General features: G+C 62.6%; 21 protein-coding genes. 16 read left to right on the forward strand and 5 right to left on the reverse strand.

Features of this window, described 5'->3' with window-relative positions; all coding sequences use genetic code 11:
- Positions 1-65: 65 nt before the first annotated feature.
- Complete coding sequence (locus LNV23_RS17770) at positions 66-698, reverse strand: TIGR00645 family protein (RefSeq protein ID WP_263564209.1); 633 nt, start codon at positions 696-698, stop codon at positions 66-68.
- Between the two features lie 198 nt (positions 699-896).
- Between LNV23_RS17770 and acs the strand changes: the two genes are divergently transcribed.
- The gene (acs, locus tag LNV23_RS17775) at positions 897-2,858 is read left to right on the forward strand and encodes an acetate--CoA ligase (RefSeq protein ID WP_263564210.1); all 1,962 of its coding nucleotides are present in this window, start codon (positions 897-899) and stop codon (positions 2,856-2,858) included.
- A 298-nt stretch (positions 2,859-3,156) separates the two neighbouring features.
- On the opposite strand, the gene LNV23_RS17780 is transcribed toward acs, so the two are convergent.
- Positions 3,157-3,465, reverse strand: coding sequence for a c-type cytochrome (locus LNV23_RS17780; RefSeq protein ID WP_263517529.1), 309 nt, complete (start codon positions 3,463-3,465; stop codon positions 3,157-3,159).
- 141 nt (positions 3,466-3,606) lie between these two features.
- Here LNV23_RS17780 and LNV23_RS17785 point away from each other — a divergent pair, with 141 nt between their 5' ends.
- Together LNV23_RS17785 and LNV23_RS17790 are read left to right on the forward strand one after the other, a co-directional pair.
- On the forward strand, positions 3,607-3,858 hold the full coding sequence (locus LNV23_RS17785; protein WP_263517528.1) for a TIGR04438 family Trp-rich protein: 252 nt from the start codon (positions 3,607-3,609) through the stop codon (positions 3,856-3,858).
- 103 nt (positions 3,859-3,961) lie between these two features.
- On the forward strand, positions 3,962-6,160 hold the full coding sequence (locus LNV23_RS17790; protein ID WP_263564211.1) for an NHL repeat-containing protein: 2,199 nt from the start codon (positions 3,962-3,964) through the stop codon (positions 6,158-6,160).
- A 24-nt stretch (positions 6,161-6,184) separates the two neighbouring features.
- On the opposite strand, the gene LNV23_RS17795 is transcribed toward LNV23_RS17790, so the two are convergent.
- Positions 6,185-6,928, reverse strand: coding sequence for a LuxR C-terminal-related transcriptional regulator (locus tag LNV23_RS17795; RefSeq protein WP_263517526.1), 744 nt, complete (start codon positions 6,926-6,928; stop codon positions 6,185-6,187).
- A 240-nt stretch (positions 6,929-7,168) separates the two neighbouring features.
- Here LNV23_RS17795 and surE point away from each other — a divergent pair, with 240 nt between their 5' ends.
- From surE to rlmD, 5 genes are all read left to right on the forward strand, one after another.
- Entirely contained in the window at positions 7,169-7,918 is a 750-nt protein-coding gene (gene surE, locus LNV23_RS17800; RefSeq protein WP_263564212.1) for a 5'/3'-nucleotidase SurE, read from the forward strand.
- Positions 7,915-8,775 (forward strand): protein-L-isoaspartate(D-aspartate) O-methyltransferase, encoded by an 861-nt coding sequence (locus tag LNV23_RS17805; RefSeq protein ID WP_263564213.1) that lies wholly within the window; start codon positions 7,915-7,917, stop codon positions 8,773-8,775. Before surE ends, LNV23_RS17805 begins: the two co-directional genes overlap by 4 nt.
- A 79-nt stretch (positions 8,776-8,854) precedes the next feature.
- Positions 8,855-9,790 carry a peptidoglycan DD-metalloendopeptidase family protein gene (locus LNV23_RS17810; protein WP_263564214.1) on the forward strand — a complete coding sequence of 312 codons (936 nt, stop codon included), beginning with the start codon at positions 8,855-8,857 and terminating at the stop codon, positions 9,788-9,790.
- Positions 9,791-9,826: 36 nt separating this feature from the next.
- Positions 9,827-10,852 carry an RNA polymerase sigma factor RpoS gene (rpoS, locus tag LNV23_RS17815; protein WP_263564215.1) on the forward strand — a complete coding sequence of 342 codons (1,026 nt, stop codon included), beginning with the start codon at positions 9,827-9,829 and terminating at the stop codon, positions 10,850-10,852.
- Positions 10,853-10,892: 40 nt separating this feature from the next.
- On the forward strand, positions 10,893-12,257 hold the full coding sequence (gene rlmD, locus LNV23_RS17820; protein WP_263564216.1) for a 23S rRNA (uracil(1939)-C(5))-methyltransferase RlmD: 1,365 nt from the start codon (positions 10,893-10,895) through the stop codon (positions 12,255-12,257).
- Between the two features lie 93 nt (positions 12,258-12,350).
- Here rlmD and LNV23_RS17825 read toward each other — a convergent pair whose 3' ends face one another.
- The gene (locus LNV23_RS17825; protein ID WP_263564217.1) at positions 12,351-13,046 is read right to left on the reverse strand and encodes a Bax inhibitor-1 family protein; all 696 of its coding nucleotides are present in this window, start codon (positions 13,044-13,046) and stop codon (positions 12,351-12,353) included.
- A 227-nt stretch (positions 13,047-13,273) separates the two neighbouring features.
- On the opposite strand from LNV23_RS17825, the gene LNV23_RS17830 reads away from it, so the two are divergent.
- The 5 genes from LNV23_RS17830 to LNV23_RS17850 all read left to right on the forward strand — a co-directional run bounded on the left by LNV23_RS17830 (position 13,274) and on the right by LNV23_RS17850 (position 19,500).
- Positions 13,274-13,678 (forward strand): GlcG/HbpS family heme-binding protein, encoded by a 405-nt coding sequence (locus tag LNV23_RS17830; protein WP_263564218.1) that lies wholly within the window; start codon positions 13,274-13,276, stop codon positions 13,676-13,678.
- Positions 13,679-13,940: 262 nt separating this feature from the next.
- A complete protein-coding gene (gene carA / locus LNV23_RS17835; protein WP_411910593.1) occupies positions 13,941-15,125 on the forward strand; it encodes a glutamine-hydrolyzing carbamoyl-phosphate synthase small subunit in 1,185 nt (394 codons plus the stop codon).
- A gap of 23 nt (positions 15,126-15,148) precedes the next feature.
- The gene (gene carB, locus LNV23_RS17840) at positions 15,149-18,415 is read left to right on the forward strand and encodes a carbamoyl-phosphate synthase large subunit (RefSeq protein ID WP_263564219.1); all 3,267 of its coding nucleotides are present in this window, start codon (positions 15,149-15,151) and stop codon (positions 18,413-18,415) included.
- Between the two features lie 169 nt (positions 18,416-18,584).
- Positions 18,585-19,061, forward strand: a complete 477-nt coding sequence (gene greA / locus LNV23_RS17845) for a transcription elongation factor GreA (protein WP_263517517.1) — start codon at positions 18,585-18,587, stop codon at positions 19,059-19,061.
- Positions 19,033-19,500, forward strand: a complete 468-nt coding sequence (locus tag LNV23_RS17850; RefSeq protein WP_263564220.1) for a DUF4149 domain-containing protein — start codon at positions 19,033-19,035, stop codon at positions 19,498-19,500. The genes greA and LNV23_RS17850 overlap by 29 nt, the downstream gene beginning before the upstream one ends.
- A 49-nt stretch (positions 19,501-19,549) precedes the next feature.
- Here the strand turns inward: LNV23_RS17850 and LNV23_RS17855 are convergent, their stop codons facing one another.
- A complete protein-coding gene (locus tag LNV23_RS17855; protein ID WP_263517515.1) occupies positions 19,550-20,029 on the reverse strand; it encodes a YhbY family RNA-binding protein in 480 nt (159 codons plus the stop codon).
- A gap of 20 nt (positions 20,030-20,049) precedes the next feature.
- Here LNV23_RS17855 and LNV23_RS17860 point away from each other — a divergent pair, with 20 nt between their 5' ends.
- The 3 genes from LNV23_RS17860 (at position 20,050) to folP (ending at position 23,730) form a co-directional block, all read left to right on the forward strand.
- Positions 20,050-20,739 (forward strand): RlmE family RNA methyltransferase, encoded by a 690-nt coding sequence (locus LNV23_RS17860; RefSeq protein WP_263564221.1) that lies wholly within the window; start codon positions 20,050-20,052, stop codon positions 20,737-20,739.
- Between the two features lie 124 nt (positions 20,740-20,863).
- Entirely contained in the window at positions 20,864-22,768 is a 1,905-nt protein-coding gene (gene ftsH, locus LNV23_RS17865; protein ID WP_263564222.1) for an ATP-dependent zinc metalloprotease FtsH, read from the forward strand.
- 131 nt (positions 22,769-22,899) lie between these two features.
- A complete protein-coding gene (gene folP, locus LNV23_RS17870; RefSeq protein WP_263564223.1) occupies positions 22,900-23,730 on the forward strand; it encodes a dihydropteroate synthase in 831 nt (276 codons plus the stop codon).
- The last annotated feature ends 16 nt before the right edge of the window (positions 23,731-23,746 follow it).

Raw genomic sequence — 23,746 nt, forward strand, 5'->3', positions numbered from 1 at the left:
GGACCTGCAAAGAAAAAAGCCGCTCACGAGGAGCGGCTTCTTCATGCCAGGGCTGCGGCTTCGCTTCAGTGCTTGGCGGCCTGACCATGGCTGCTGTTGAGCAGCTTGTCGGTGTAAGCAATCGCGATCGCCGAGAACAGGAAGGCGATGTGAATCAGGGTCTGCCACATCAGCGTCTTCTCGCTGTAATTGTCGGCGTTGATGAAGGTCTTGAGCAGGTGGATGGACGAGATGCCGATGATGGCTGTGGCCAACTTGACCTTGAGCACCGAGGCGTTGACATGGCTCAGCCATTCGGGCTGGTCCGGGTGGTCCTCCAGGCCCATGCGCGAGACAAAGGTCTCGTAGCCGCCGACGATCACCATGATCAGCAGGTTGGAGATCATCACCACATCGATCAGGCCCAGCACCACCAGCATCAGGATGGTTTCGTTGAGCTTGGCAATCGGCTCGTAGCCGGTCACCGCACCGGCCGCGTCCTTGATGGCCGTGGCCTTGTAGCCGATGCTCTTGACCAGCATGCCCAGGGCATCCTGATTGCCGAAGGCGGCTTCAATCAGATGGACCAGTTCGGTCCAGAACTGGAAAACATAGACGGCTTGCGCCAGGATCAGGCCCAGGTACAGGGGCAGCTGCAGCCAGCGGCTGGCGAAGATGATGTTGGGCAAGGGGCGCAAAGGGCGCGACGGGGTGTTCATAGGGTTTGTACTCGGTGATCAGTTCGAACTGGCGCGATTCTATGGGTGAGGCGCTGGTGCGAGGTGAAGACACGGTGACAACGTCAGCCGGCGGTACGCTGAGTTACCGCGCTAGAGTAAGCGCTTCGTCAGAGACAAGACGCACAGTTGCAAACATTCGCACAGTTTGCAATCAAGCCCTCCCGAGGAGACACCTTCATGAGCGAGACACAAGCGTACCTGCCCAGCGCCGCCTGGCAAGAACAGGCCCACGTCAAGGGCATGGCCGCCTATCAGGCCCTGGTGGCTGAGAGCGAAGCCGATTACGAAGGCTATTGGGCCCGTCTGGCACGCGAGTTCGTGAGCTGGCAGACGCCGTTCACCCAAGTGCTCAACGACAGCGAAGCACCGTTCTTCAAGTGGTTCGAGGACGGCCGCCTGAATGTCTCCTACAACTGTCTGGACCGCAATGTCGAGCGCGGCTTGGGCGACAAGGTCGCCATCATTTTCGAGGCCGATGACGGCGCGGTGACCAAGGTCACCTACAGCGAACTGCTGGCAAAGACCGCCCAGTTGGCCAATGTGCTGAAGTCACGTGGCGTGAAGAAGGGTGATCGCGTCGTCATCTACATGTCCATGTCGGTGGAAGGCGTTGCGGCTATGCAGGCCTGCGCGCGCATCGGCGCCACTCATTCGGTGGTGTTCGGCGGCTTCTCGGCGCAGAGCCTGCGCGACCGCGTGCAGGATGCCGGCGCGGTCATGGTCATCACCGCCGACGAGCAGCTGCGTGGCGGCAAGGCTCTGCCGCTCAAGGCCATCGTGGACGAGGCATTTGCCGACGGCAGCTGCCCGACCTTGAAGGATGTGATCGTCTATCAGCGCACCGGCGGCAAGATCGCCTGGGTCGAAGGGCGCGACCACTGGCTGCACGAGCTGCTGGCTGGCCAGTCCACCGTCTGCGAGCCGGAATGGGTGGAGGCCGAGCATCCGCTGTTCCTGCTCTACACCTCGGGCTCGACCGGCAAGCCCAAGGGCGTGCAGCACTCCAGCGGCGGCTATCTGCTGCATGCGGCACTGACCACCAAGTGGACCTTTGATCTGAAAGATGACGATGTCTTCTGGTGCACGGCTGACATTGGCTGGGTCACTGGCCACAGCTACATCACCTATGGCCCCCTGGCACTGGGTGGCACCGAGATCGTCTTCGAGGGCGTGCCCACCTACCCGGATGCGGGTCGCTTCTGGAAGATGATTGAGAAGCACAAGGTCTCGATCTTCTACACCGCACCCACCGCGATTCGTTCGCTGATCAAGGCGGCTGAGACCAATGAGGCCGTGCATCCGGATCGTTATGACCTGAGCAGCCTGCGCTTGCTTGGTTCGGTTGGCGAGCCCATCAACCCTGCCGCCTGGGAGTGGTACCACAAGCATGTCGGCGGCGGCCGTTGCCCCATCGTCGACACCTTCTGGCAGACCGAGACCGGCGGCCACATGATCACGCCGCTGCCGGGTGCGACGCCGCTGATCCCGGGTTCCTGCACCTTGCCCTTCCCGGGTATTACCACTGCCATCGTCGATGAACTCGGCAATGACGTGCCCAACGGGCAGGGCGGCATCCTGGTGGTCAAGAAGCCCTGGCCTTCGATGATTCGCACCATCTGGAACGACCCCGAGCGTTTCAAGAAGAGCTATTACCCGAGCGAGTTGCGCGGCTACTACCTGGCTGGCGACGGGGCCATCCGCGACGCCGACACGGGTTACTTCACCATCACTGGCCGCATCGACGATGTGCTGAACGTGTCCGGCCACCGCATGGGCACGATGGAGATTGAGTCGGCCCTGGTCAGCTGCACCGAGTTGGTGGCGGAAGCGGCCGTGGTCGGCCGCCCCGACGACACCACCGGCGAGGCCATCTGTGCCTTCGTTGTGCTCAAGCGTCCGCGTCCCAGCGGCGACGAGGCCAAGGCGATCGCCAAGACCTTGCGCGATTGGGTGGCCAAGGAAATTGGCCCGATCGCCAAACCCAAGGACATTCGCTTCGGTGACAACCTGCCCAAGACCCGTTCCGGCAAGATCATGCGCCGCCTGCTGCGCTCGGTCGCCAAGGGAGAAGCCGTCACCCAGGACACCAGCACCTTGGAGAACCCGGCCATTCTTGAGCAACTGGGTCAGGCCTACTGACCCAGGGGATCAAGAAGTCGCGCGACAGCGCTAGGTCGGCGCAGCCGCCGGTCGGGTTCAGGGCTCACTCATATCGCACAGCGATGTGGGGGAGCACCAGAATTTGGCCATTCTTGAGCAGCTGGGTCAGGCCTACTGACGCAGGGCTCAAACCTTGCGAAAGCGCGGATGCGGCCCAGCCCTTCATGAACAATTGGGTCAGGCGTGCTGAGCGAAGCTGGCTCTTGGAAAGAAAAACAGGCCCCGCGGGGCCTGTTTTTCATGGCTGAATGGGCTTGCGCCCTTCAGTCAAACTGCTTCACTTGGTGCTCAGCACCCAGGTTGCCAATTGCTTGGCTTCTGCCGCGCTCACTTGCGTGTTGGCGGGCATGGGTACGGGGCCCCAGACACCGGCGCCACCCTTGACGATCTTGTCAGCCAGCTTGGTGGCTGCGTCCTTGTCCTTGGCGTACTTGGCCGCCACATCTTTGTAGGCCGGGCCCACCAGTTTCTTGTCGACGGCGTGGCAGGCCATGCAGTTCTTCTTCTGTGCCAATTCAGCGTTGGCGAAGGCTGCAGGTGCGGCGGCAGCGGTGGCCACGGCGGCCAGGATCAGTGCGAATTTCATGACTTCCTTTCGAGGGCAGACAAAGGGGCGATTCCGCAGATTCCGGCTGGCTTTGTGTTCTACAGTTCAGGCCAACCAGTGCTGCCGGAATTGTAGTGTTGACGATTGCCGCTGGGCTGCATGCGCAAGGGGTTTCTCTCTATGTTGTTTTTGGTCTTGGGTGTTCTGGCGGTGCTGCTGAAGTGGGCGGGCATCGAGCCGGTGGCCAGCAGCAGCTGGCTCTTGGTCTTGTCGCCATTTGGCTTGGCCGTCGCCTGGTGGGCCTGGGCCGACGGCACCGGCTACACACAGCGCAAGGCCATGCAACGCATGGACGAGAAGAAAGCGGCCCGCCGCGAGAAGGCCATGGAAGCCTTGGGGCAGATCGACCCGAAGAATAAGAAAAAGCGCTGAAGCCGCATACCGCGCGCCATGGCATAGGATGCGGGCCCGCATGTGGCGGCGCTCATCGGCGTTGCTGCTCATTGCATGCCTCTGACCAAATCTTGCCTTTCCTGTGCCCGCTTTCTTCAAGTCTCGACTCTTCGCCCTGACCCTGGTACTCGCCGCCCTGTTGGTACTGTGCTTGGCCGTGATCAAGCTGCAGCGCCACCGGCCTGAACTTGCAGGTAGCGACGCTGCCGGCCATGCTGCGCTGCCGGCCGCCGACGCAAGCACTCCGATCGCCCCCGACCTGCCTCTGGAACCACCGGCCAGCGAGTTCGGCGCTGCGGCTCGCCTCGAGTTGTGGGCGGGTGACGGCCATGCCGGCTTGCGCGAAGGTCATCGTCGGCAAGCTCGTTTTGCCGACCCTTATGGGTTGGCTGTCGATGCGCGAGGGCTGGTCTACATCAGCGACGGCGGCGACAGCAATCGCATCTTGCGGCTCTCACCTGACGGGCAGCTCACAAGCTACGCCGGAGGCGAGGAGGGCTTTCGCGACGGCCCGGCTGCTGCGGCCGCCTTCCACACGCCCTCGGGTCTGGCGCTCGATGCCCAGGGCAATCTCTATGTGGCGGACACCGGCAATCATGCGATCCGCAAGATCAGTCCTCAGGGTGAGGTCAGGACCTTGGCCGGCAATGGCCAGCCCGGCTTTCGCGATGGCCCTGCGGCTCAGGCTCGCTTCAACGGGCCTTTGGGCGTGGCCGTCGGGCGCGACGGTTCGGTCTATGTGGCCGACAGCTACAACGACCGGATTCGGGTCATCAGCCCGCAGGGTGAGGTGCGCACCTTGGCCGGCAGCGCTTGGCCGGGTGAGCAGGATGGACCCGGAACCAAAGCTCGCTTTGACACGCCCACGGCTGTGGTGGTCGATGCCGAGGATCGGGTCTGGGTGCTGGACAGCCGCAACGATGCGGTGCGCGTGGTGCAGCCTGACGGCATGGTCAGCACCTTTGTGAGGGGCAAGGATGACGATGAACAGGAACTGCTGCGCCGACCCTTGAGCCTGACTCGGAGCCATGATGGCTTCTTGTACGTCGGTGTGCTGCGGCGTGGTGCTCTCTTGCAGATTGCGCCCGATGGCCGAGTGCACCGGCTCAGCGGTGGCCCGCAAGCGCATCTGGCCAGACCGGCGGGCCTGGCCTTGATGCCGAGCGGCGAGCTCTTGGTGTCGGACGCGGCGTCCTACCGATTGCACCGCTTGAGCTGGCGTTCGGAAGCGGGCCAGACTGATGATGAGCTGGCGCCGCGGCCCGACGTCGGGCCTGCGCCGGATCTGGCGCTGCCTCGCACGGAGGGGCGCTGGCCCCTGTTGCCGCAAGGGGGCTGGCATGAGGTGGTGGGCACACCGGGCGAGGTGCGTGGGCGCTCAGGGGGTGACGCGCGCGATCATCTGCACGAAGGGCTCGATGTGCGCGGCGATGTCGGCGACACCGTGGTCGCCATGGCCGATGCCAAGGTCAGCAGCCCCTTGGCCAACTGGGCCTATGGCAGCAATGCGGAGGGCCTGGCCCTGGATCGCCTGAGCTATATCCATATCCGGGTCGGCCGAGACAAGCGCGGCCATCTTTTCAATGCGCGTCAGTTCCAGCTGGTGCTCGATGCCGCGGGGCGCCCCGAGCGCATTCGCGTCCGCCGCGGCACGCGCTTCACGGCTGGCGATGCGCTGGGCAGCATCAATCCCATGGCCCATGTCCACATCAATCTGGGCACGGGTGGCTACCACCGCAACCCCTTGCAACTGGGTTTTCTGGGTTTCAGCGACCAGCAGCCGCCCATGATTGAGGCGGTCGAGATTGCGGATGCCGCCGGGCGCCGTTTGCAGGCACAAGATCGTGGTCGCCTGGTTCTGCCCTCGGCACGATCCGGTCTGCAGCTGGTGGTCGATGCCTGGGATCAGGTCGATGGCAATGAAGAGCGGCGTCGCCTTGGGCTGCAGGCCTTGGGCTATCAGCTCTTGCAGGCGGATGGCCGACCCGTGGCGGGCTTTGAACAGCCGCGCATGCTGCTGGATTTCGCGCGCCTGCCGGTCGATGACAAGGCCGTCAAGATGGCTTACGCAGCCCGCAGTGGTGTGACCGTGCACGGCAGCGCGGTGACTCGTTTCCGCTATCAGCTGGGCAGCTTGGTGCGCGATGGTCGCAGTGAAAGTGCTGGCTTGGGGCTAGAGACGCTGCCCGCCGGAGAGTATGTGCTGCGGGTGCTGGCACGAGATTTCAGCGGTAACGAGGCTCAGCTGCGGCGCGACCTGCGCTTGCTGCTGCTTCCCTGACAGCTCAGCGGCCGCCGGGTCTGCTCAGACCAGGCCTTGCTTGCTCGCCAGCACGGCGGCTTCAGCGCGGCTGGATACATTGAGCTTTTTGTAGATGGACTTGATGTGGTCATTCACAGTGAACCACTTGATGCCCATCAGGTTGGCGATTTCCTTGATGGTGAAGCCCTTGCTGAGGTAGGTCAGAACCTCGCTCTCGCGCGGGGTCAGGCGCTCCCACTCCGGCGGCGGGTCCAGAACCACGCCGCGGCCAGCAGCAAAGGTGCTGGACGAGGACAGGGCCCCAAAACCGGAGTTCAGGGCCATGGGGCCGCTGTCGCCGCTGGAACTGGGGCGGAAGTGCGAGAGCAGCCGGCGTGCAATGGCGGGCGAGAGCGGCGGCTGGCCACGCACGATGCGCTGCAGCTCCTCGACCAGCACTTCAAAGCGGTCTTCCTTGAGCAGATAACCGTCGGCGCCGCATTGCAGGGCCGGGAACAAATGGTCGTCGTCCGAATAGAGGGTGGTGACGATTTTGAGCGCAGCGGTACCGGCCATCTCGGCCAGCAGCTCCATGCCATTGCCGTCGGGCAGCTCCAAGTCCACCAGCACCAAACGGAAGCAAGCCTCGGGGTCGGTTTGCGCCAGCTGGGCGATATGTCGTCGCGCGCCTTCCAGGTCACCGGCCTCGGAAATTTCCATGGGGTCACTGAAGCTCTCCCGCACGACGCGGCACAGAAAGCTCCGGGCAACCGGGTTGTCTTCGATGATCAGTACTTTGACGGCCATAGTGAGAAGTTCAGCACAAATTCCATCCTAGCTTACATCCGAGCTTCGCGGCCCTTTGATGCGTCCGTGTTTGCGCTTGGCTAACGTCTTGTTGCAAAGCCGCTGGAGGCTGGACCTAGGGATTGCTCGGGGGCAGGCCGCTTCGGCGCTAGAAGAATCTTTGCCTGGCTTGCTCGCTGGATCTTGCGGCTCAGGGTTGTGCTGGGTTTGTGCCGGCGAGTGCTTGCCTACAATGAGGCGATGCGCATATTGATCGCCAATGATGATGGTTACCTCGCCCCTGGTTTGCATGCGCTGGTGAAGGCGTGCGAGGGGCTCGGGCAGATCGAGGTCATCGCCCCTGAGCAGAACGCCAGTGGCACCTCCAACTCCCTGACACTGGGCCGGCCGCTGTCGGTCTTCACGGCCAGCAATGGCTTTCGCTACGTGAATGGCACTCCTTCGGATTGTGTCCACGTTGCCTTGACCGGCTTGCTCGATTACCGCCCGGACCTGGTGCTTTCGGGCATCAACAACGGCGCCAATATGGGCGACGACACCCTGTATTCCGGTACCGTTGCTGCTGCGACCGAGGGCTATCTCTTCGGCATCCCTTCGATTGCGTTTTCCCAAGTTGACAAAGGTTGGGGTCAGCTGGATGCGGCCGCAGCCATGGCTCGTGACTTGGTCCAGCAGGTGATCGCCGGCGGCTTGGGCCCTGCCTTCTTGCTCAATGTGAACATTCCTAACCGTGCCGACGCCAGCGCACTGCCACGCCGGGTCACGCGCCTGGGACGTCGCCATGCCAGTGAGCCGGTGATCAAGCAAATCAATCCGCGCGGTGAAGCGATCTACTGGATCGGCCCGGCCGGCGATGCGCGCGAGGCCGGTGAAGGTACCGACTTCCACGCCACTGCCAATGGCATGGTGTCACTGACGCCGCTGCAGGTCGACCTGACCCACCATGCGGCGCTCGCCGCTTGGGCCCAGCGTTTGGACCGTTCCGCATGAGCGCCAGCAAGCCGGCCCCCCGTTCGCAGCGCTTCCCTTTGCCCTTGGGCAAGATGGGCGGTACCGGCGTAGGCGCGGGCGCCCCAGCCAATGTTGGTGCTAGTGCGCGTGAAGTGCTGATGCCTCAACGTCATTTGCGCGAAGCCGCGCAGGACGCGGCTCGCCAGCTGGCACCCAGTGGCCTGGGGCTGGATTCCGTCAAGGTTCGTCAGCGCATGGTGCAGCGCCTGCGTCGCGACGGCTTGCACGACGAGCGTGTGTTGGAGGCCATGGCACGCGTGCCGCGCCATGAGTTTGTCGACAGCGCCTTGGCCATCCAGGCCTATGAAGACACCAGCCTGCCGATCGGCCATGAGCAGACCATCTCCAAGCCTTCGGTCGTGGGGCGCATGACGGCCTTGCTGCTCGGCGGCCAGTCGGCGCGCCAACATGGCCACCTCGGGCGGACCATGGAAATCGGCACCGGCTGCGGCTACCAGGCGGCTGTGTTGGCACTGCTTTCGCAAGCCCTGGTCTCCATCGAGCGCCTGAAGCCCTTGCATGACAAGGCGCGCCTGAACTTGGCCGCCGTGCAGCTGAGCCAGGTGCGTTTGATCTACGGCGACGGTCGGCTCGGCTGGCCGGCCGGAGGACCGTTTGACAGCATCGTTGCCGCGGCCGGTGGCGAGGACCTGCCCGAAGCGTGGCTGGCGCAGCTGGCACCCGGCGGGCGTTTGATCGCGCCCATGGCCGCTCCGGGCGGGCGGGGTCAGGTGCTGGTCTGTGTCGATCATGTGGCAGAGGCCGGTCGATCGCGCTTTGTGCGCAGCGAGTACGAGGCCGTATTGTTCGTGCCCCTAAAATCAGGCGTCATGTGAGGCGCCGGGTGCGCCTCGCGATCTTGGACTCCGGCCGCAGGGGCGGAGCCTTCCAACGCACCAGCTCTTACAGCGACGCATGCAACCGACAATTCATCCCTCCATCAAGCTCTTGCTGGCCAGCGGCCTGCTTTCTTTGACGGCTTGCGGGACCAGCCTCAATCGGGCCCCGGTGGAGGAGCGCCCGATCAGCGGATCTGCCAAGACGACGCCGGCGAGCGCGCCGGTGCCGGCCACCGCGCCTGCGGCTGCGGCTGCGGCGGAAAGCAAGCCTTTGCCGGGCGTCGAGAACGCCGGCAAACCGGGCTATTACACCGTCAGGCCCGGCGATACCTTGATTCGCATTGCCTTGGATAACGGCCAGAATTGGCGGGACCTGAGCAAGTGGAATGGTCTGGATAAGCCCAATCTGATCGAGGTGGGTCAAGTCTTGCGCGTCTTGCCACCAGGCGTTGACGCGGCTTCGGTGGCGGCGCGGCCCATCACCAGCGCCAAGGTGGAATCGCGACCGCTGGACGCCAAGCCGGGCGCGGCTGCAGGAGGTGCATCGACGACGGCGCCAGGCGCGGCCACGGCCTCGGCTTCCGCTGCGTCGGCAGGCGCCATTGCAGCCGCTGCTGCGCCGGCAGCGGCTCGCGACACCGATGAAGACCCCAGCTGGGCTTGGCCGACCGCCACTGCGGTCGGCGCTGGGTTTGACGAGCAGCGCAACAAGGGCCTCGCGTTTTTCGGCAAGAGTGGGGACGCCGTGCTGGCTGCAGCGGATGGGCGCGTGGTGTACGCGGGTTCGGGCTTGCGCGGCTACGGCAATCTGGTCATCATCAAACACAACGCAACCTATCTGACCGCCTACGCGCACAACCAAACCCTGCTGGTCAAGGAAGACCAGGCGGTGCGCAAGGGCCAGAAGATCGCCGAAATGGGGTCCAGCGACGCCGAGCAGGTCAAGCTGCATTTTGAAGTGCGCAAGCTGGGCAAACCGATCGACCCCGCCAAGGTCCTGCCCTCACGCTAGCCTCCTGTTGGCCGGCGCATTCAATGTGAGCCCGCCATGAAACGCAGCGCGCCGACCGTAGTCTCTGATGCTTCAGCTTCTGCGGGTGCGCGCGAGCACGCGCTGCCGCCGCCGCGAGATGTGATGGAGCTTCACGGGGAGCTCGGAACGGCAGCGACGGACGATGAAGCTCAGACCTCGCGCCAGGGCCTGGCAGCGGGCAGCGATCTCGAGGTGGGCAATGCACTGCAGGCCTATTTGCGCGATATCCGGCGCACGCCCTTGCTCAGCCCCCAGCAGGAGTTCGCGACGGCCGTGAAGGCGCGGGCGGGTGATTTTTCGGCCCGTCAGGCCATGATCGAGCACAACCTGCGCCTGGTGGTCAGCATTGCCAAGAACTATCTGGGTCGCGGCTTGCCGCTCAGTGATCTGATTGAAGATGGCAATCTCGGCCTGATGCATGCCATCGGCAAATTCGAACCCGAGCGAGGCTTTCGTTTTTCCACCTATGCGAGCTGGTGGATTCGCCAGAGCATCGAGAGTGCCTTGATGCACCAGGCCCGCTTGGTGCGTCTGCCTGTGCATATCGTGCGCGAGCTCAACCATGTGTTGAAGGCCCGGCGAGCGCTTGAAGCGGTGCAGAGCCAGAACGGCGGCGCCGGTCAGGTGCGCGCAGAGGATATCGCCGCCGCATTGGGGCGACCTTTGGCTGAAGTGTCCGAGTTGCTGGCTTACGCCGAACTGCCCAGCTCGCTCGACTCTCCGGTCGACCGCAACGGGGAGGGCGGCGAGTCGATGATGGACCTGGTCGCGGATGAGCAGTCCGTCGACCCCTTGGGCCTGCGTCTCAGCCATGAACTGGATGAGTTGCTGGTGCACGGTATGGCTGCACTGAACGAGCGCGAACGCGAGGTGCTGGCCGGGCGATTTGGCTTGTTTGACCGCGAGCCCGAGACCCTGGATGTGCTGGCGGTACGACTCAAGCTGACTCGCGAGCGGATCCGCCAGATCCAGATCGAAGCTCTCGCCAAGCTCAAGCGCAACATGATGCGGCACGGCATCGACCGGGACTCGATCTTCTGAGTCTCGCCGGACCGGCGCTCAGGGCTGGGATAATCAGCGCATGAGTCAAGAAACAGAATGGCTGACGGTCGAGTCGCTCGACCTCGATGCCCAGGGCGTGGCCCACAAGGAAGACGGCAAGGTGGTGTTCATCGAGGGCGCTTTGCCCGGTGAGCAGGTTCAGGTCAGCACCGGCCGCAAGAAGAACGCCTGGGAACAGGGGACCATGACGGCTATGCGTCGTGAGAGTTCTCAGCGCGTGACGCCGGGCTGCCCGCATTTCGGCCTGCATCCTGGGGCATGCGGTGGCTGCAAGATGCAGCATTTGCACGCCAGTGCCCAAGTGGCGGTCAAGCAGCGTGTGGTGGAGGACAACCTCTGGCATCTGGGCAAGGTCAAGGCGGAGATGCTGCTTCGCCCGATCGAAGGCCCGACCTGGGGCTATCGTTATCGGGCTCGCTTCTCGGTCCGCTATGTGCCCAAGAAGGGTCAAGTCTTGATCGGCTTCCACGAGCGGAAGAGCCGCTATGTCGCCGACATGCAGGTCTGCAAGGTGGTACCTCAGCGCGTCAGCGACTTGCTGATGCCTTTGCGTGATCTGATCGCCGGCATGGACGAGCGTGATCGCCTGCCGCAGATCGAGCTGGCCATGGGTGATGAGGTGATCGCCCTGGTGCTGCGCAATTTGAATCCGCTGCTGGAGGCCGACAAGACGCGTCTGCGCGACTTCGCTGCCCGGCATGAGGGGGTGCAGTGGTGGTTGCAGCCCAAGGGGCCGGACACGGTTCATTTGCTGGACGAAGGTGGCCCGGAGTTGGCCTACCGCCTGCCCGAGTTTGGCGTGCTGATGCCCTTCAAGCCGACCGATTTCACCCAGGTGAATCCGCATATCAACTCGGTGCTGGTCGGGCGGGCCCTGCGTTTGCTGGATGTGCAGTCGCATGAGCGGGTGATCGACTGGTTCTGCGGCCTTGGTAATTTCACCTTGCCGCTGGCCACGCGAGCGCGCGAGGTGCTGGGCATCGAAGGCAGCGAAACCCTGGTGCAACGCTCGCGCGAGAACGCACGCCGTAATGGGCTTGAGGCCAAGACATCGTTTGTCGCCCGCAATCTCTTCGAGATGACGCCCGAGTTATTGGTGGCCGACGGCGTGGCGGACAAATGGTTGGTGGATCCGCCGCGCGACGGTGCATTTGCCTTGGCCAAGGCGGTGGCCGACATTGCGCAGGATCCGAGCCTGGCGCCCGGCTGGACGCCGCCGCGCAGGATTGTCTATGTTTCCTGCAATCCGTCGACGCTCGCGCGTGATGCCGGCCTGCTGGTCAATGTGGCGGGCTACCGATGCACGGCGGCAAGTGCGGTCAATATGTTCCCGCACACCTCGCATGTGGAGAGCATTGCTGTGTTTGAGCGCGTCGTGGCGTGAAGCGCGGCTGAGGCTGCTGCCAAATAAAAAAGGGCCCGCGGGCCCTTTTTTGTTTTGTGCTGCGCGGCGCCAAGCTGGGCACCGTCCATCAGCTCATTCGCGCTCGCCGCCGAAAATGCCCAGCAGGGACAGCAGGCTCTGGAAAACGTTGTAGAGGTCGAGATAGATGGCCAGGGTCGCGGAGATGTAGTTGGTCTCGCCGCCGTCCAGCACGCGCTTGATGTCGTAGAGCATGAAAGCCGAGAACACGCCCATGGACAGCACCAGCAGGCTCAGCATCAGGGCCGAAGACTGCAGGAACACATTCACCACGCCAGCGACCAGCATGATGACGGCGCCCACGAACAGGAACTTGCCCATGCTGGAGAGGTCGCGCTTGATCACGGTGGCCAGGCTGGCCATGGCAAAGAAGATGGCTCCGGTGCCGCCAAAGGCGGTCATGATCAGGCTGCCGCCGTTCTTGAAGCCCAGCACCGCAGCCAGCAGGCGCGAGAGCATCAGGCCCATGAAGAAGGTGAAAGCGAGCAGGGCGTAGACGCCGGTGCTGCTGTTCTTGGTCTTCTCCACCAACATCATCAAGCCGAAGGCGCCGACCATGAAGACGATCAGGCTCATGCCGGTGCCCATGCTTGCCATCACGCCGGTGGACACGCCCACCCAGGCGCCCAGTACGGTGGGCAGCATGGACAGGGCCAGCAGCCAGTAGGTGTTGCGCAGCACGCGTTGGCGCTCGGCCGCCAGGCCTTGGCCCAGGCCTACGTTCAGTTGGGTTTGCAGGGTTTCATTCATTTCAAGCGTCCTCCGTCGTTCAATCCATCGGTGGTGTGGCGCATGCAGGCTCTTTTGCGTCACTCGGGGCGAAATGTAGCGCGTGCTGGCTTGGTCCGCTGTGCCCTAGCGCTTGACTCCGCGCAGCCGGGGTTTCGGGGTCAGGGCAGTACTGCAGCCAGCCGCATGAATTCCCGCAGGCCATGGAGCTAAAGTGCGGGCTTGTCCGTCCCGATTCAAGAGAGTCCATGAAACAAAAACCGTATCTGAGCCTGGAAGACGTCAAACGCATGGCCACAGCCGCCGAAGCTGAAGCATTGGCCCATCAATGGGCGGTCACCATCGCCATCGTCGATGACGGCGGCCATCTGCTGTGGCTGCAGCGCCTGGACGGCGCGCCGGCGGTGTCGTCCCAGATCGCTCCGGCCAAGGCCCATACGGCTGCGCTCGGCCGCCGTGAGTCCAAGGTCTACGAAGACATCATCAACCAAGGCCGCGTGTCCTTCCTGAGTGCGCCGGGCCTGAGCGGTTTGCTTGAAGGCGGTGTGCCGGTGCTGGTAGATGGCCACTGCATCGGTGCAGTGGGCGTCAGTGGTGTCAAGTCCAGCGAAGATGCGCAGATCGCGCGAGCAGGCATCGCAGCCCTGGCCTGAAGGAGTGTGGGCGCCGTCTTTTCTCGACGGCACTCTGCAGAGGTAGGGGTAGGCATGGCATCCGGCGAAGGCTGACTTGATGCCGTCATTTGCGCAAAGTATGCAAAACCGGGCTTGGTGATAACCCTGCTCGGTTATACTCAGCAGGTTTACCCGCAACCACAGCCACCCCAGCGAAACTCGCTTCAGTTTCTCCACCGAACTCAGGCTCCTCGGCCCGGTCCATCTGCGACCCGGGCCGTTCGGACGAGCAGAGCCGGGCGTGCGCACCTCACCGGAGTTCCCCGTGCTGCCCGATCTGCTCCAAACCCCCAAAGCGATTCTCGCCCTGGCAGACGGCACGGTCTTCACAGGCACCTCGATCGGCGCAGCCGGTCACACGGTCGGCGAGGTGGTGTTCAACACCGCCATGACCGGCTATCAGGAAATCCTCACTGACCCCAGCTACTGCCGGCAGATCGTGACGCTCACGTATCCGCACATCGGCAACTACGGCGTCAATGACGAGGATGTCGAGGCCCCGAAGATCCATGCCGCTGGCTTGATCATCAAGGAATTGCCCATCCTTGATTCCAACTTCCGCAAGACCCGTAGCCTGGCGCAATACCTGCGCGACGAAGGCACGGTCGCCATTGCCGACATCGACACCCGCCGCCTGACCCGCTTGCTCCGTACGACCGGGGCGCAAAACGGTTGCATCTTGGCCGTGCCCGAGGGGCAACTCGTGACCGAGGCCCTGATCGCTGAGGCCGTGGCCAAGGCCAAGGCAGCTCCCAGCATGGCCGGGCAGGACCTGGCCCGTGTGGTCAGCACGCCCGAGGCGCATGGCTGGACGGAAACCGAATGGACCCTGGGCAAGGGCTATGGACAGCTCAGCCAGCCGCGCTTCCATGTGGTGGCCTATGACTTCGGTGTCAAGCGCAACATCCTGCGCATGCTGGCCCAACGCGGCTGCAAGATCACCGTGGTGCCGGCGCAGACTCCGGCTTCGACCGTGTTCGGTCTGGAGCCGGACGGTGTTTTTCTGTCCAACGGCCCTGGTGACCCGCAGCCCTGCGACTATGCGATTGCCGCCGCCGCGCAGCTGATCGAGGCCGGTATCCCGACCTTCGGCATCTGTCTGGGTCATCAGATCATGGCCCTGGCCTCGGGCGCCAAGACCTTCAAGATGAAGTTCGGCCATCACGGCGGCAACCATCCGGTCAAGGACCTGGACAACGGCCGTGTCAGCATCACCAGCCAGAACCACGGCTTTGCGGTCGATGCTGACAGCCTGCCCGCCAATCTGCGCGCCACCCACATCAGCTTGTTCGACGGCACGCTGCAAGGCCTGGCCCGCACCGACAAGCCGGCCTTCTGCTTCCAGGGTCACCCGGAAGCCAGCCCCGGTCCCAATGACATCGCCTACCTGTTTGACCGCTTCATCGGTCTGATGGCCAAGTCCTGATCACGGCCTGATGGAGTAAAGACATGCCCAAACGTACAGACATCAAGAGCATCCTCATCATTGGCGCCGGCCCCATCATCATCGGCCAGGCCTGTGAGTTCGACTATTCCGGCGCCCAGGCCTGCAAGGCCTTGCGCGAGGAAGGCTACAAAGTCATCCTGGTCAACAGCAATCCGGCGACCATCATGACCGACCCGGACACGGCGGACGTGACCTATATCGAGCCCATCACCTGGCAGGTGGTCGAGAAGATCATCGCCAAGGAGCGGCCCGATGCGGTCTTGCCCACCATGGGCGGCCAGACTGCGCTGAACTGCGCCCTGGACCTGCACAAGCACGGTGTGCTGGCCAAGTACGGCGTCGAGATGATCGGCGCCAACGAAAAGGCGATCGAGAAGGCTGAAGACCGCCTGAAGTTCAAGGACGCGATGACCAAGATTGGTCTCGACTCCGCCAAGTCCGGCATCGCACATTCCATGGAAGAAGCGCTGGCGGTACAGAAGCGCATCGCCATCGAGACCGGCAGCAATGGCTTCCCCATGGTGATCCGCCCCAGCTTCACGCTCGGCGGCAGCGGTGGCGGCATTGCTTACAACCCGGAAGAGTTCGAGGAAATCTGCAAGCGCGGCCTGGACCTCTCGCCGACCAATGAGTTGCTGATTGAAGAATCCTTGATCGGCTGGAAAGAGTACGAAATGGAAGTGGTTCGCGACAGCCGCGACAACTGCATCATCGTCTGCTCGATCGAGAACCTGGACCCCATGGGTGTGCACACCGGTGACTCCATCACCGTCGCCCCGGCCCAGACGCTGACCGACAAGGAGTACCAGCTGCTGCGCAATGCCTCGATCGCCATCCTGCGCGAAATCGGCGTGGACACCGGTGGCTCGAACGTGCAGTTCTCAATCAATCCGCAAAACGGCCGCATGACCGTGATCGAGATGAACCCACGGGTCTCTCGTTCCTCGGCTCTCGCATCCAAGGCCACCGGTTTCCCGATCGCCAAGATCGCCGCCAAGCTGGCCGTGGGTTACACCTTGGACGAGTTGAAGAACGACATCACAGGCGGCGTGACCCCAGCGTCTTTCGAGCCCTCGATCGACTACGTGGTCACCAAGATCCCACGTTTCGCCTTCGAGAAATTCCCCATGGCCGATTCGCGTCTGACCACGCAGATGAAGTCGGTGGGCGAGGTGATGGCCATGGGTCGCACCTTCCAGGAATCGTTCCAGAAGGCCCTGCGAGGCCTGGAAACCGGCATCGACGGCCTGAGCGAGCGCTCGACCGATCGCGAAGAAATCATCCAGGAAATCGGCGAGCCCGGCCCGGAGCGCATTCTCTTTGTCGGTGACGCCTTCCGTCTGGGCATGAGCCTGCAGGAAGTGTTCGAAGAAACCGCCATCGACCCCTGGTTCCTGGCCCAGATCGAACAGCTGATCAAGATCGAGCAATCGCTGGCCGGCCGCAGCCTGGCTTCGCTGAGTGCCGACGAGCTGCGCCTGCTGAAGAAGAAGGGCTTCTCCGATCGCCGCCTGGCCAAGTTGCTGGGCACGAACCAGCATGAAGTGCGTGCCACCCGCCATGCCTTGAAGGTGCGCCCGGTCTATAAGCGCGTGGACACATGCGCTGCTGAGTTCGGCACCGAGACGGCTTACCTGTATTCGACCTATGAGGAAGAGTGCGAGGCTGAGCCGACTAACAACAAGAAGATCATGGTCCTGGGCGGCGGCCCGAACCGGATCGGTCAGGGCATCGAGTTCGACTACTGCTGCGTCCATGCCGCGCTCGCCATGCGCGAGGACGGCTACGAGACCATCATGGTCAACTGCAACCCCGAGACCGTGTCCACCGACTACGACACGTCAGACCGCCTCTACTTCGAGCCGGTGACGCTGGAAGATGTGCTGGAAATCGTCGACAAGGAAAAACCGGTCGGCGTGATCGTCCAGTACGGCGGCCAGACGCCGCTGAAGCTGGCGTTGGATCTCGAGCGCGCCGGCGTGCCCATCATCGGCACCTCGCCCGACAGCATCGACATGGCCGAGGACCGCGAACGCTTCCAGAAACTGCTGCACGAGTTGGGCCTGAAGCAGCCGCCCAACCGCACGGCACGCACCGAAGAGCAGGCCGTGGCCCTGGCCAACGAGATCGGTTATCCGCTGGTCGTGCGCCCGAGCTATGTGCTGGGCGGCCGCGCCATGGAAATCGTGCATGGTGACAAGGACCTGGAGCGCTATATGCGCGAGGCGGTGCGGGTCTCGGAGAAGTCCCCAGTGCTGCTGGATCGCTTCCTGGAAGACGCCGTGGAAGTCGATGCCGATTGCATCAGCGACGGCACCGACGTGATGATCGGCGGCATCATGGAGCATATCGAGGCGGCCGGTATTCACTCCGGTGACTCGGCCTGCTCGCTGCCGCCCTACACCCTGTCCAAGGAGCTGCAGGATGAGCTGCGCCGCCAGACGGCGGCCATGGCGCGTGCGCTCAAGGTCGTGGGCCTGATGAATGTGCAGTTCGCCATCCAGGGTGACGTGACGGGCGGCCTCGACGGTGCCACGGTCTACGTGCTGGAAGTGAATCCCCGCGCATCACGCACCGTGCCCTTCGTCAGCAAGGCGACCGGCCAGCAACTGGCCAAGATTGCGGCGCGCTGCATGGCCGGCCAGAAGCTCAAGGACCAGAAGGACCGTCTGGGTCGGGTGCCGGCTGAGGTGATTCCGCCGTATTACAGCGTCAAGGAAGCTGTCTTCCCCTTCAACAAGTTCCCCGGCGTGGACCCCATCCTGAGCCCGGAAATGCGTTCGACCGGCGAGGTGATGGGTGCGGCCAAGACCTTCGGTGAGGCGATGCTGAAGAGTCAGCTCGGCGCCGGTTCACGTCTGCCGCGTCAGGGCAATATCCTGATCACGGTGAAGAACGGCGACAAGGTGCGTGCCGTGGCCGTGGCCAAGGATTTGCATTCCCTGGGCTTCGGCGTCGTCGCCACCAAGGGCACAGCCGCGGCGATTGCCGAGGCCGGTGTGCCGGTCAAGCTGGTCAACAAGGTCAAGGACGGCCGCCCGCATATCGTGGACATGATCAAGGGCGGCGAGATCCAGTTGGTCTTCACCACCGTGGATGAAACCCGTACTGCGATTGCGGACAGTCGCCACATTCGCCAGGCGGCGTTGGCTGCTCGGGTCACCTACTACACCACCATGGCCGGTTGCGAGGCTGCGGTGGAGGGCATGAAGCACCAGAATGGGCTCTTGGTGCAATCACTACAAGAGCTCCATGCTGAACTGATCTAAACTTCAGCCCAACGAAGTCCGCCGCCGCGCTCCTGGAAACAGGGTCGCAGCGGCGGCTTCATTTTGTGGAGCGAGCTTCCAGCAAGCGTTTGCGCTTTCTCGCCATTCAGTGGCGCTGGCCCATGTATTGCGGTCAGCCCCCAGGTTTTTTCAAGGTTTCATTCAAATCATGGCCACTATCCCATTGACCGTCCGCGGTGCTGAGAAGCTCAAGGCAGAGCTGCATCAACTCAAGAGCGTTGAGCGTCATGCCGTGATCAATGCAATTTCCGAGGCGCGTGCCCAGGGCGATTTGTCCGAGAACGCCGAGTACGAAGCGGCCAAGGACAAGCAAGGCTTTATCGAAGGCCGCATTCTGGAGATCGAGGGCAAGCTCTCCGCAGCCCAGATCATCGATCCTGCGTCGGTCGATGCCGGTGGTCGAATCGTCTTTGGCTCGACTGTTGATCTGGAAGAAGAAGCCAGTGGCGCCGAAGTGACTTATCAGATCGTCGGCGATGACGAAGCCGATCTGAAGCTGGGCCTGATCTCCATCAGCTCGCCGATCGCTCGCGCCTTGATCGGCAAGGAAGCCGGTGATGTGGCCGATGTGCAGGCGCCTGGTGGCGTCAAGCGCTATGAAGTGGTGGAAGTCCGCTACGTCTGATCGGTCGCCGGTGCTGCGTCGCGCTCAACTGTTGCTGGCTGCCCTCTGGGGCGGCCTTTTGCTTTGTGTCGCCTTCTTGGCTGCACCCAGCGCTTTTGCGGTGTTGGAAAAGGCCCAGGCTGGTCTGCTGGTCGGGCGTTTGTTTGCTCAGGAAGCGCACCTGAGTCTGGCTGCAGCACTTTTGCTGATGATGATGGATCGCCGCATGACGCGTGATTCGCAGTTGTCGGCCGTCCGTGCGGAATTTTTGCTCCCGGCTGCCGCGCTGTTCTGTACGGTGCTGGGCTATTTCGCCTTGCAGCCCTTGATGGCTGCGGCACGGGCGGGCCAGGGCTCATGGTCATTCATGAGCTTGCATGCCGTGTCTTTTGCCTTGTACGGACTCAAGACCTTGGCGGCCTTGGCGTTGGCCTGGCGTTGCAGTGGCCGAACCCCGTAACTGAAATCCTCGGCGTGGTCGCCAGCTCCCGCTGACGACCATGACCGATTTATTGGTCTTGCGAGGTTTTCTTGATGCTGGTCAGGCGGCGCTTGGCCCGCTTGATTTCACCGCCTTGGGCGACGCGCTCGTTGCCGAGCACACGCAACTTCTTGGTTTGCGGCCGGTGGTTGCCGCTCTTGGAGAACTTGACGATCTTGACGACACGCGGACCGAGCTTGTTGTCGGCGCGGGTGTTGTCGTCCTCTTTTTCAGGCATCGGACGCCAGATGATGAGCAGCTTGCCGATGTGCTGAATCGGCGCGGCATTGAGCTCGCCACAGAGGCTGGCAAAGATGCCTTCGCGGTTGGCGCGGTCGTCCGAAAAAATCCGCACCTTGATCAGCCCGTGGGCGTTCAGGGCGGCGTCGGTCGCTTTGACGACGGCAGGGGTGAGTCCATCCGCGCCTATCATGACCACGGGGTCGAGATGATGGGCTTCGGAGCGTTTTTCCTTGCGCTGGGCAGGGGTCAATTGAATCGCAGGCATAGGCGTATTATCCGTGCAACATGAAGTTCACAACAAAAAGCAAAAAACTTAATAAGGCGTGGTTGCATGATCACATCAATGATCCCTACGTCAAGATGGCGCAGCGTGACGGTTATCGCGCTCGTGCGGCTTACAAGCTGAAGGAAATTGACGAAGAGCTCAAGCTGATTCGACCGGGGCAAGTGGTCGTTGATCTGGGTGCTTCTCCGGGCGCTTGGAGCCAGTACCTGCGACGCTGCTTTGCGCCCAAGGAAGCCGGTACCGGCGGCGCGGCGGTCGGGCAGTTGAACGGCATGATCATTTCCCTCGACCTTTTGGAGTGCGCTCCGATTGAAGGTGTGCACTTCATTCAGGGTGATTTCCAGGAGGAGGCCGTCTTGCATCAGCTCGAAGCCGCCCTTGGCGGTCGACCTGTTGATGTAGTGGTGTCGGATATGGCGCCCAATCTCTCCGGTATCGAGAGCTCGGATGCGGCCCGTGTTGCTGGCTTGGTTGAGTTGGCTTTGGACTTTGCCCAGAACCACCTGAAGCCCGAAGGAGCCTTGGTGGCCAAGGTATTTCATGGCAGCGGCTACACCCAGTTGGTCGAGCAATTCAAGGCCACCTTCAAGAAGGTCAAGCCGCTCAAACCCAAGGCTTCCCGGGATCGTTCTTCTGAAACCTTCCTGATTGGTATTGGATTGAAGAAGCCGGCTGCAACCAAGGCTTGAAAGGCGGTCTTTTCGCATGGCCATGCAAATCGGCCGTGCCACTTGACTGCAATAGAATCGACCCCATATGCCGTGCACGTGGCTGAGATCAGTGCAGCCTGGCCGTAATGAACAAGGAGTGGCGGTGAACAATCAGTGGTTCTCGAAAGTAGCGGTCTGGATAGTGATTGCCCTGGTGCTGTTCACCGTCTTCAAGCAATTTGACCGAGGCGTGGCTCAGGGCAGTGCCATGGGCTACTCGGAATTTCTAGACGAAGTCCAGTCCGGGCGCATCAAGCAGGTGACTCTGCAAGAAGGCAATGGCGGGACCGACATCATTGCCGAGGGTTCGGACGGCAAGAAGATTCGTGTAACGGCCACTTACCTCGACCGCGGTCTGGTGGGTGACTTGCGCAACCACGGCGTCAAGTTCGACGTCAAGCCGCGCGAAGAGCCTTCCTTCCTGATCAGCATGTTGGTCAGCTGGGGCCCGATGCTGCTGCTGATCGGCGTTTGGATCTACTTTATGCGCCAGATGCAAGGCGGCGGCAAGGGCGGTGCGTTCAGCTTCGGCAAGAGCAAGGCCCGGATGCTGGACGAAGCGAATAACTCGACGACCTTTGCCGATGTGGCCGGTTGCGACGAGGCCAAGGAAGAGGTCAAGGAATTGGTCGATTTCTTGAAGGACCCGCAGAAGTTCCAGAAGCTGGGTGGTCGTATTCCGCGTGGCGTGTTGCTGGTGGGCCCACCGGGAACCGGCAAGACCTTGCTGGCCAAGGCCATCGCTGGTGAAGCCAAAGTGCCGTTCTTCAGCATCTCTGGTTCGGACTTCGTGGAAATGTTTGTCGGCGTCGGCGCAGCACGCGTGCGCGACATGTTCGAGCAGGCCAAGAAGAGTGCGCCCTGCATCATCTTTGTCGATGAAATCGATGCGGTCGGCCGCCACCGTGGTGCTGGCCTGGGCGGTGGCAACGACGAACGCGAGCAGACCCTGAATCAGATGTTGGTTGAGATGGATGGCTTCGAGACCAACCTCGGCGTCATCGTGATGGCTGCCACCAACCGCCCTGACATTCTGGATCCGGCGCTCTTGCGTCCGGGGCGTTTTGACCGTCAGGTCTATGTGACGCTGCCCGATGTGCGTGGCCGTGAGCAGATTCTCAACGTGCACATGCGCAAAGTGCCGGTTGGACAGGACATCCGTGCCGACATCCTGGCGCGTGGCACTCCGGGTTTTTCGGGTGCCGATCTGGCCAATCTGGTCAATGAGGCGGCCTTGTTTGCGGCGCGCCGAAGCGGCCGCGTGGTCGAGATGGTCGACTTCGAGAAGGCCAAGGACAAGATCATGATGGGCCCAGAGCGCAAGTCCATGGTCATGCCCGAAGAGGAGCGCAAGAACACGGCTTATCACGAAGCCGGTCATGCCCTGGTGGCGCGCTTGATGCCCAAGACCGACCCGGTTCACAAGGTCACCGTGATTCCGCGTGGACGTGCGCTGGGTGTGACCATGCAGTTGCCGGAAGGCGATCGCTACAGTCTGGACAAGGAGCGCATGCTCAGCACGATCTCCGTGCTGTTCGGCGGCCGTATCGCTGAAGAAGTGTTCATGAATCAGATGACCACGGGTGCCAGCAATGACTTCGAGCGAGCCACTGCGATCGCACGTGACATGGTGACCCGCTACGGCATGACAGACGAGCTGGGCCCTATGGTCTACGCTGAGAACGAGGGTGAAGTGTTCCTGGGCCGCTCGGTGACCAAGACTACCAGCATGTCGGAAGAGACCATGCGCAAGGTTGACAGCGTGATCCGCCGCATCATCGACGAGCAGTATGCGATTGCACGTAAGCACATCGAGGACAACCAGGACAAGATGCACGCCATGGCAAAGGCCTTGTTGGAGTGGGAAACCATCGATGCCGATCAGATCGACGACATCATGGGCGGCAAGCCACCGCGTACACCCAAGGACTGGACGCCACCCTCGGGCGGAAAGACCGAGGCCGCCGCGCCGGTGGTCAGTGCTGACGGGGCCGCTGCCGCAGCTTGAACGAATCGCGGCGCCGATAGGTACAGCCTAGTGCTGTGTTGATCGGGCCGGAACGAGTTGAAGCAAGGGTCAGCCTGAAAGGGCAGGCCCTTTTTTCTTGTCTTGGAGTCCATGCCTTTGAGTTCAACGTCATGAAGTGGCAAACCACCCGATTCCTGATCGACCTGCAGCGCCCGCAGGTGATGGGCATTGTCAATGTCACACCGGACTCCTTCTCAGACGGCGGGCAGCATGCCCAGGCGCGTCAGGCGACCCTGCATTGCCAGCGTCTGGTGGAAGAGGGGGCCGATATCCTCGATATTGGCGGCGAGTCAAGTCGACCGGGTGCGACGCGCCTCGGTGATGCCGAAGAGTGGTCGCGAGTGGAGGCGGTGCTGCGCGAGGCCCTGACGCTTGGCGTGCCGGTGTCCATCGACACCTGCAAACCCGGGCTGATGCAGCGTGCGCTTGATCTCGGGGTGGACATCATCAATGACATTCAGGCCTTGCAGGCCGAAGGCGCGCTGAGCGCGGTGCGAGCGCATCCCCGGGCCGGTGTCTGTCTCATGCATATGCGCGGCGACTCCGGCAGCATGCAAGGACTGGTGGACTATGCGGATCTTGTCGGCGAGGTGGCGAGCTTCCTCGCTGAGCGTGCCTCTGTGCTTCGAGCTGTCGGTATTGATGCCGACCGTATCGTCTTGGATCCAGGTTATGGTTTCGCCAAGACCAGCGAGCAGAATTTTCAGTTGCTTGCCCGGCAGTCTGAGCTGATGGGTTTGGGCTACCCCTTGCTGATTGGTTGGTCGCGCAAGCGTGCTTTGGGTGATTTGACCGGCAGGCCCGTGGAGCAGCGGCTTGCGGGCAGTCTGGCTGCGGCACTGGCTGGCGTGGCACGTGGTGCGCGCGTGCTGCGTGTGCACGATGTAGCTGCCACGGTGGACGCGATCAAAGTGTGGCAGGCGGTTTCGAGTCGCGCGTGAATCGGTGGTGCAGTTG

This window comes from Kinneretia sp. DJ1R-11 (genome assembly GCF_025717595.1).
GTDB lineage: Bacteria > Pseudomonadota > Gammaproteobacteria > Burkholderiales > Burkholderiaceae_C > Paucibacter_A.

Bases quoted from the DNA above. Each gene is read 5' to 3' on its own strand.
- LNV23_RS17770 (WP_263564209.1), bottom strand. From the start codon at position 698: ATGAACACCCCGTCGCGCCCTTTGCGCCCCTTGCCCAACATCATCTTC.
- acs (WP_263564210.1), top strand. From the start codon at position 897: ATGAGCGAGACACAAGCGTACCTGCCCAGCGCCGCCTGGCAAGAACAG.
- LNV23_RS17780 (WP_263517529.1), bottom strand. From the start codon at position 3,465: ATGAAATTCGCACTGATCCTGGCCGCCGTGGCCACCGCTGCCGCCGCA.
- LNV23_RS17785 (WP_263517528.1), top strand. From the start codon at position 3,607: ATGTTGTTTTTGGTCTTGGGTGTTCTGGCGGTGCTGCTGAAGTGGGCG.
- LNV23_RS17795 (WP_263517526.1), bottom strand. From the start codon at position 6,928: ATGGCCGTCAAAGTACTGATCATCGAAGACAACCCGGTTGCCCGGAGC.
- surE (WP_263564212.1), top strand. From the start codon at position 7,169: ATGCGCATATTGATCGCCAATGATGATGGTTACCTCGCCCCTGGTTTG.
- LNV23_RS17805 (WP_263564213.1), top strand. From the start codon at position 7,915: ATGAGCGCCAGCAAGCCGGCCCCCCGTTCGCAGCGCTTCCCTTTGCCC.
- LNV23_RS17810 (WP_263564214.1), top strand. From the start codon at position 8,855: ATGCAACCGACAATTCATCCCTCCATCAAGCTCTTGCTGGCCAGCGGC.
- rpoS (WP_263564215.1), top strand. From the start codon at position 9,827: ATGAAACGCAGCGCGCCGACCGTAGTCTCTGATGCTTCAGCTTCTGCG.
- rlmD (WP_263564216.1), top strand. From the start codon at position 10,893: ATGAGTCAAGAAACAGAATGGCTGACGGTCGAGTCGCTCGACCTCGAT.
- LNV23_RS17825 (WP_263564217.1), bottom strand. From the start codon at position 13,046: ATGAATGAAACCCTGCAAACCCAACTGAACGTAGGCCTGGGCCAAGGC.
- LNV23_RS17830 (WP_263564218.1), top strand. From the start codon at position 13,274: ATGAAACAAAAACCGTATCTGAGCCTGGAAGACGTCAAACGCATGGCC.
- carB (WP_263564219.1), top strand. From the start codon at position 15,149: ATGCCCAAACGTACAGACATCAAGAGCATCCTCATCATTGGCGCCGGC.
- greA (WP_263517517.1), top strand. From the start codon at position 18,585: ATGGCCACTATCCCATTGACCGTCCGCGGTGCTGAGAAGCTCAAGGCA.
- LNV23_RS17850 (WP_263564220.1), top strand. From the start codon at position 19,033: ATGAAGTGGTGGAAGTCCGCTACGTCTGATCGGTCGCCGGTGCTGCGT.
- LNV23_RS17855 (WP_263517515.1), bottom strand. From the start codon at position 20,029: ATGCCTGCGATTCAATTGACCCCTGCCCAGCGCAAGGAAAAACGCTCC.
- LNV23_RS17860 (WP_263564221.1), top strand. From the start codon at position 20,050: ATGAAGTTCACAACAAAAAGCAAAAAACTTAATAAGGCGTGGTTGCAT.
- folP (WP_263564223.1), top strand. From the start codon at position 22,900: ATGAAGTGGCAAACCACCCGATTCCTGATCGACCTGCAGCGCCCGCAG.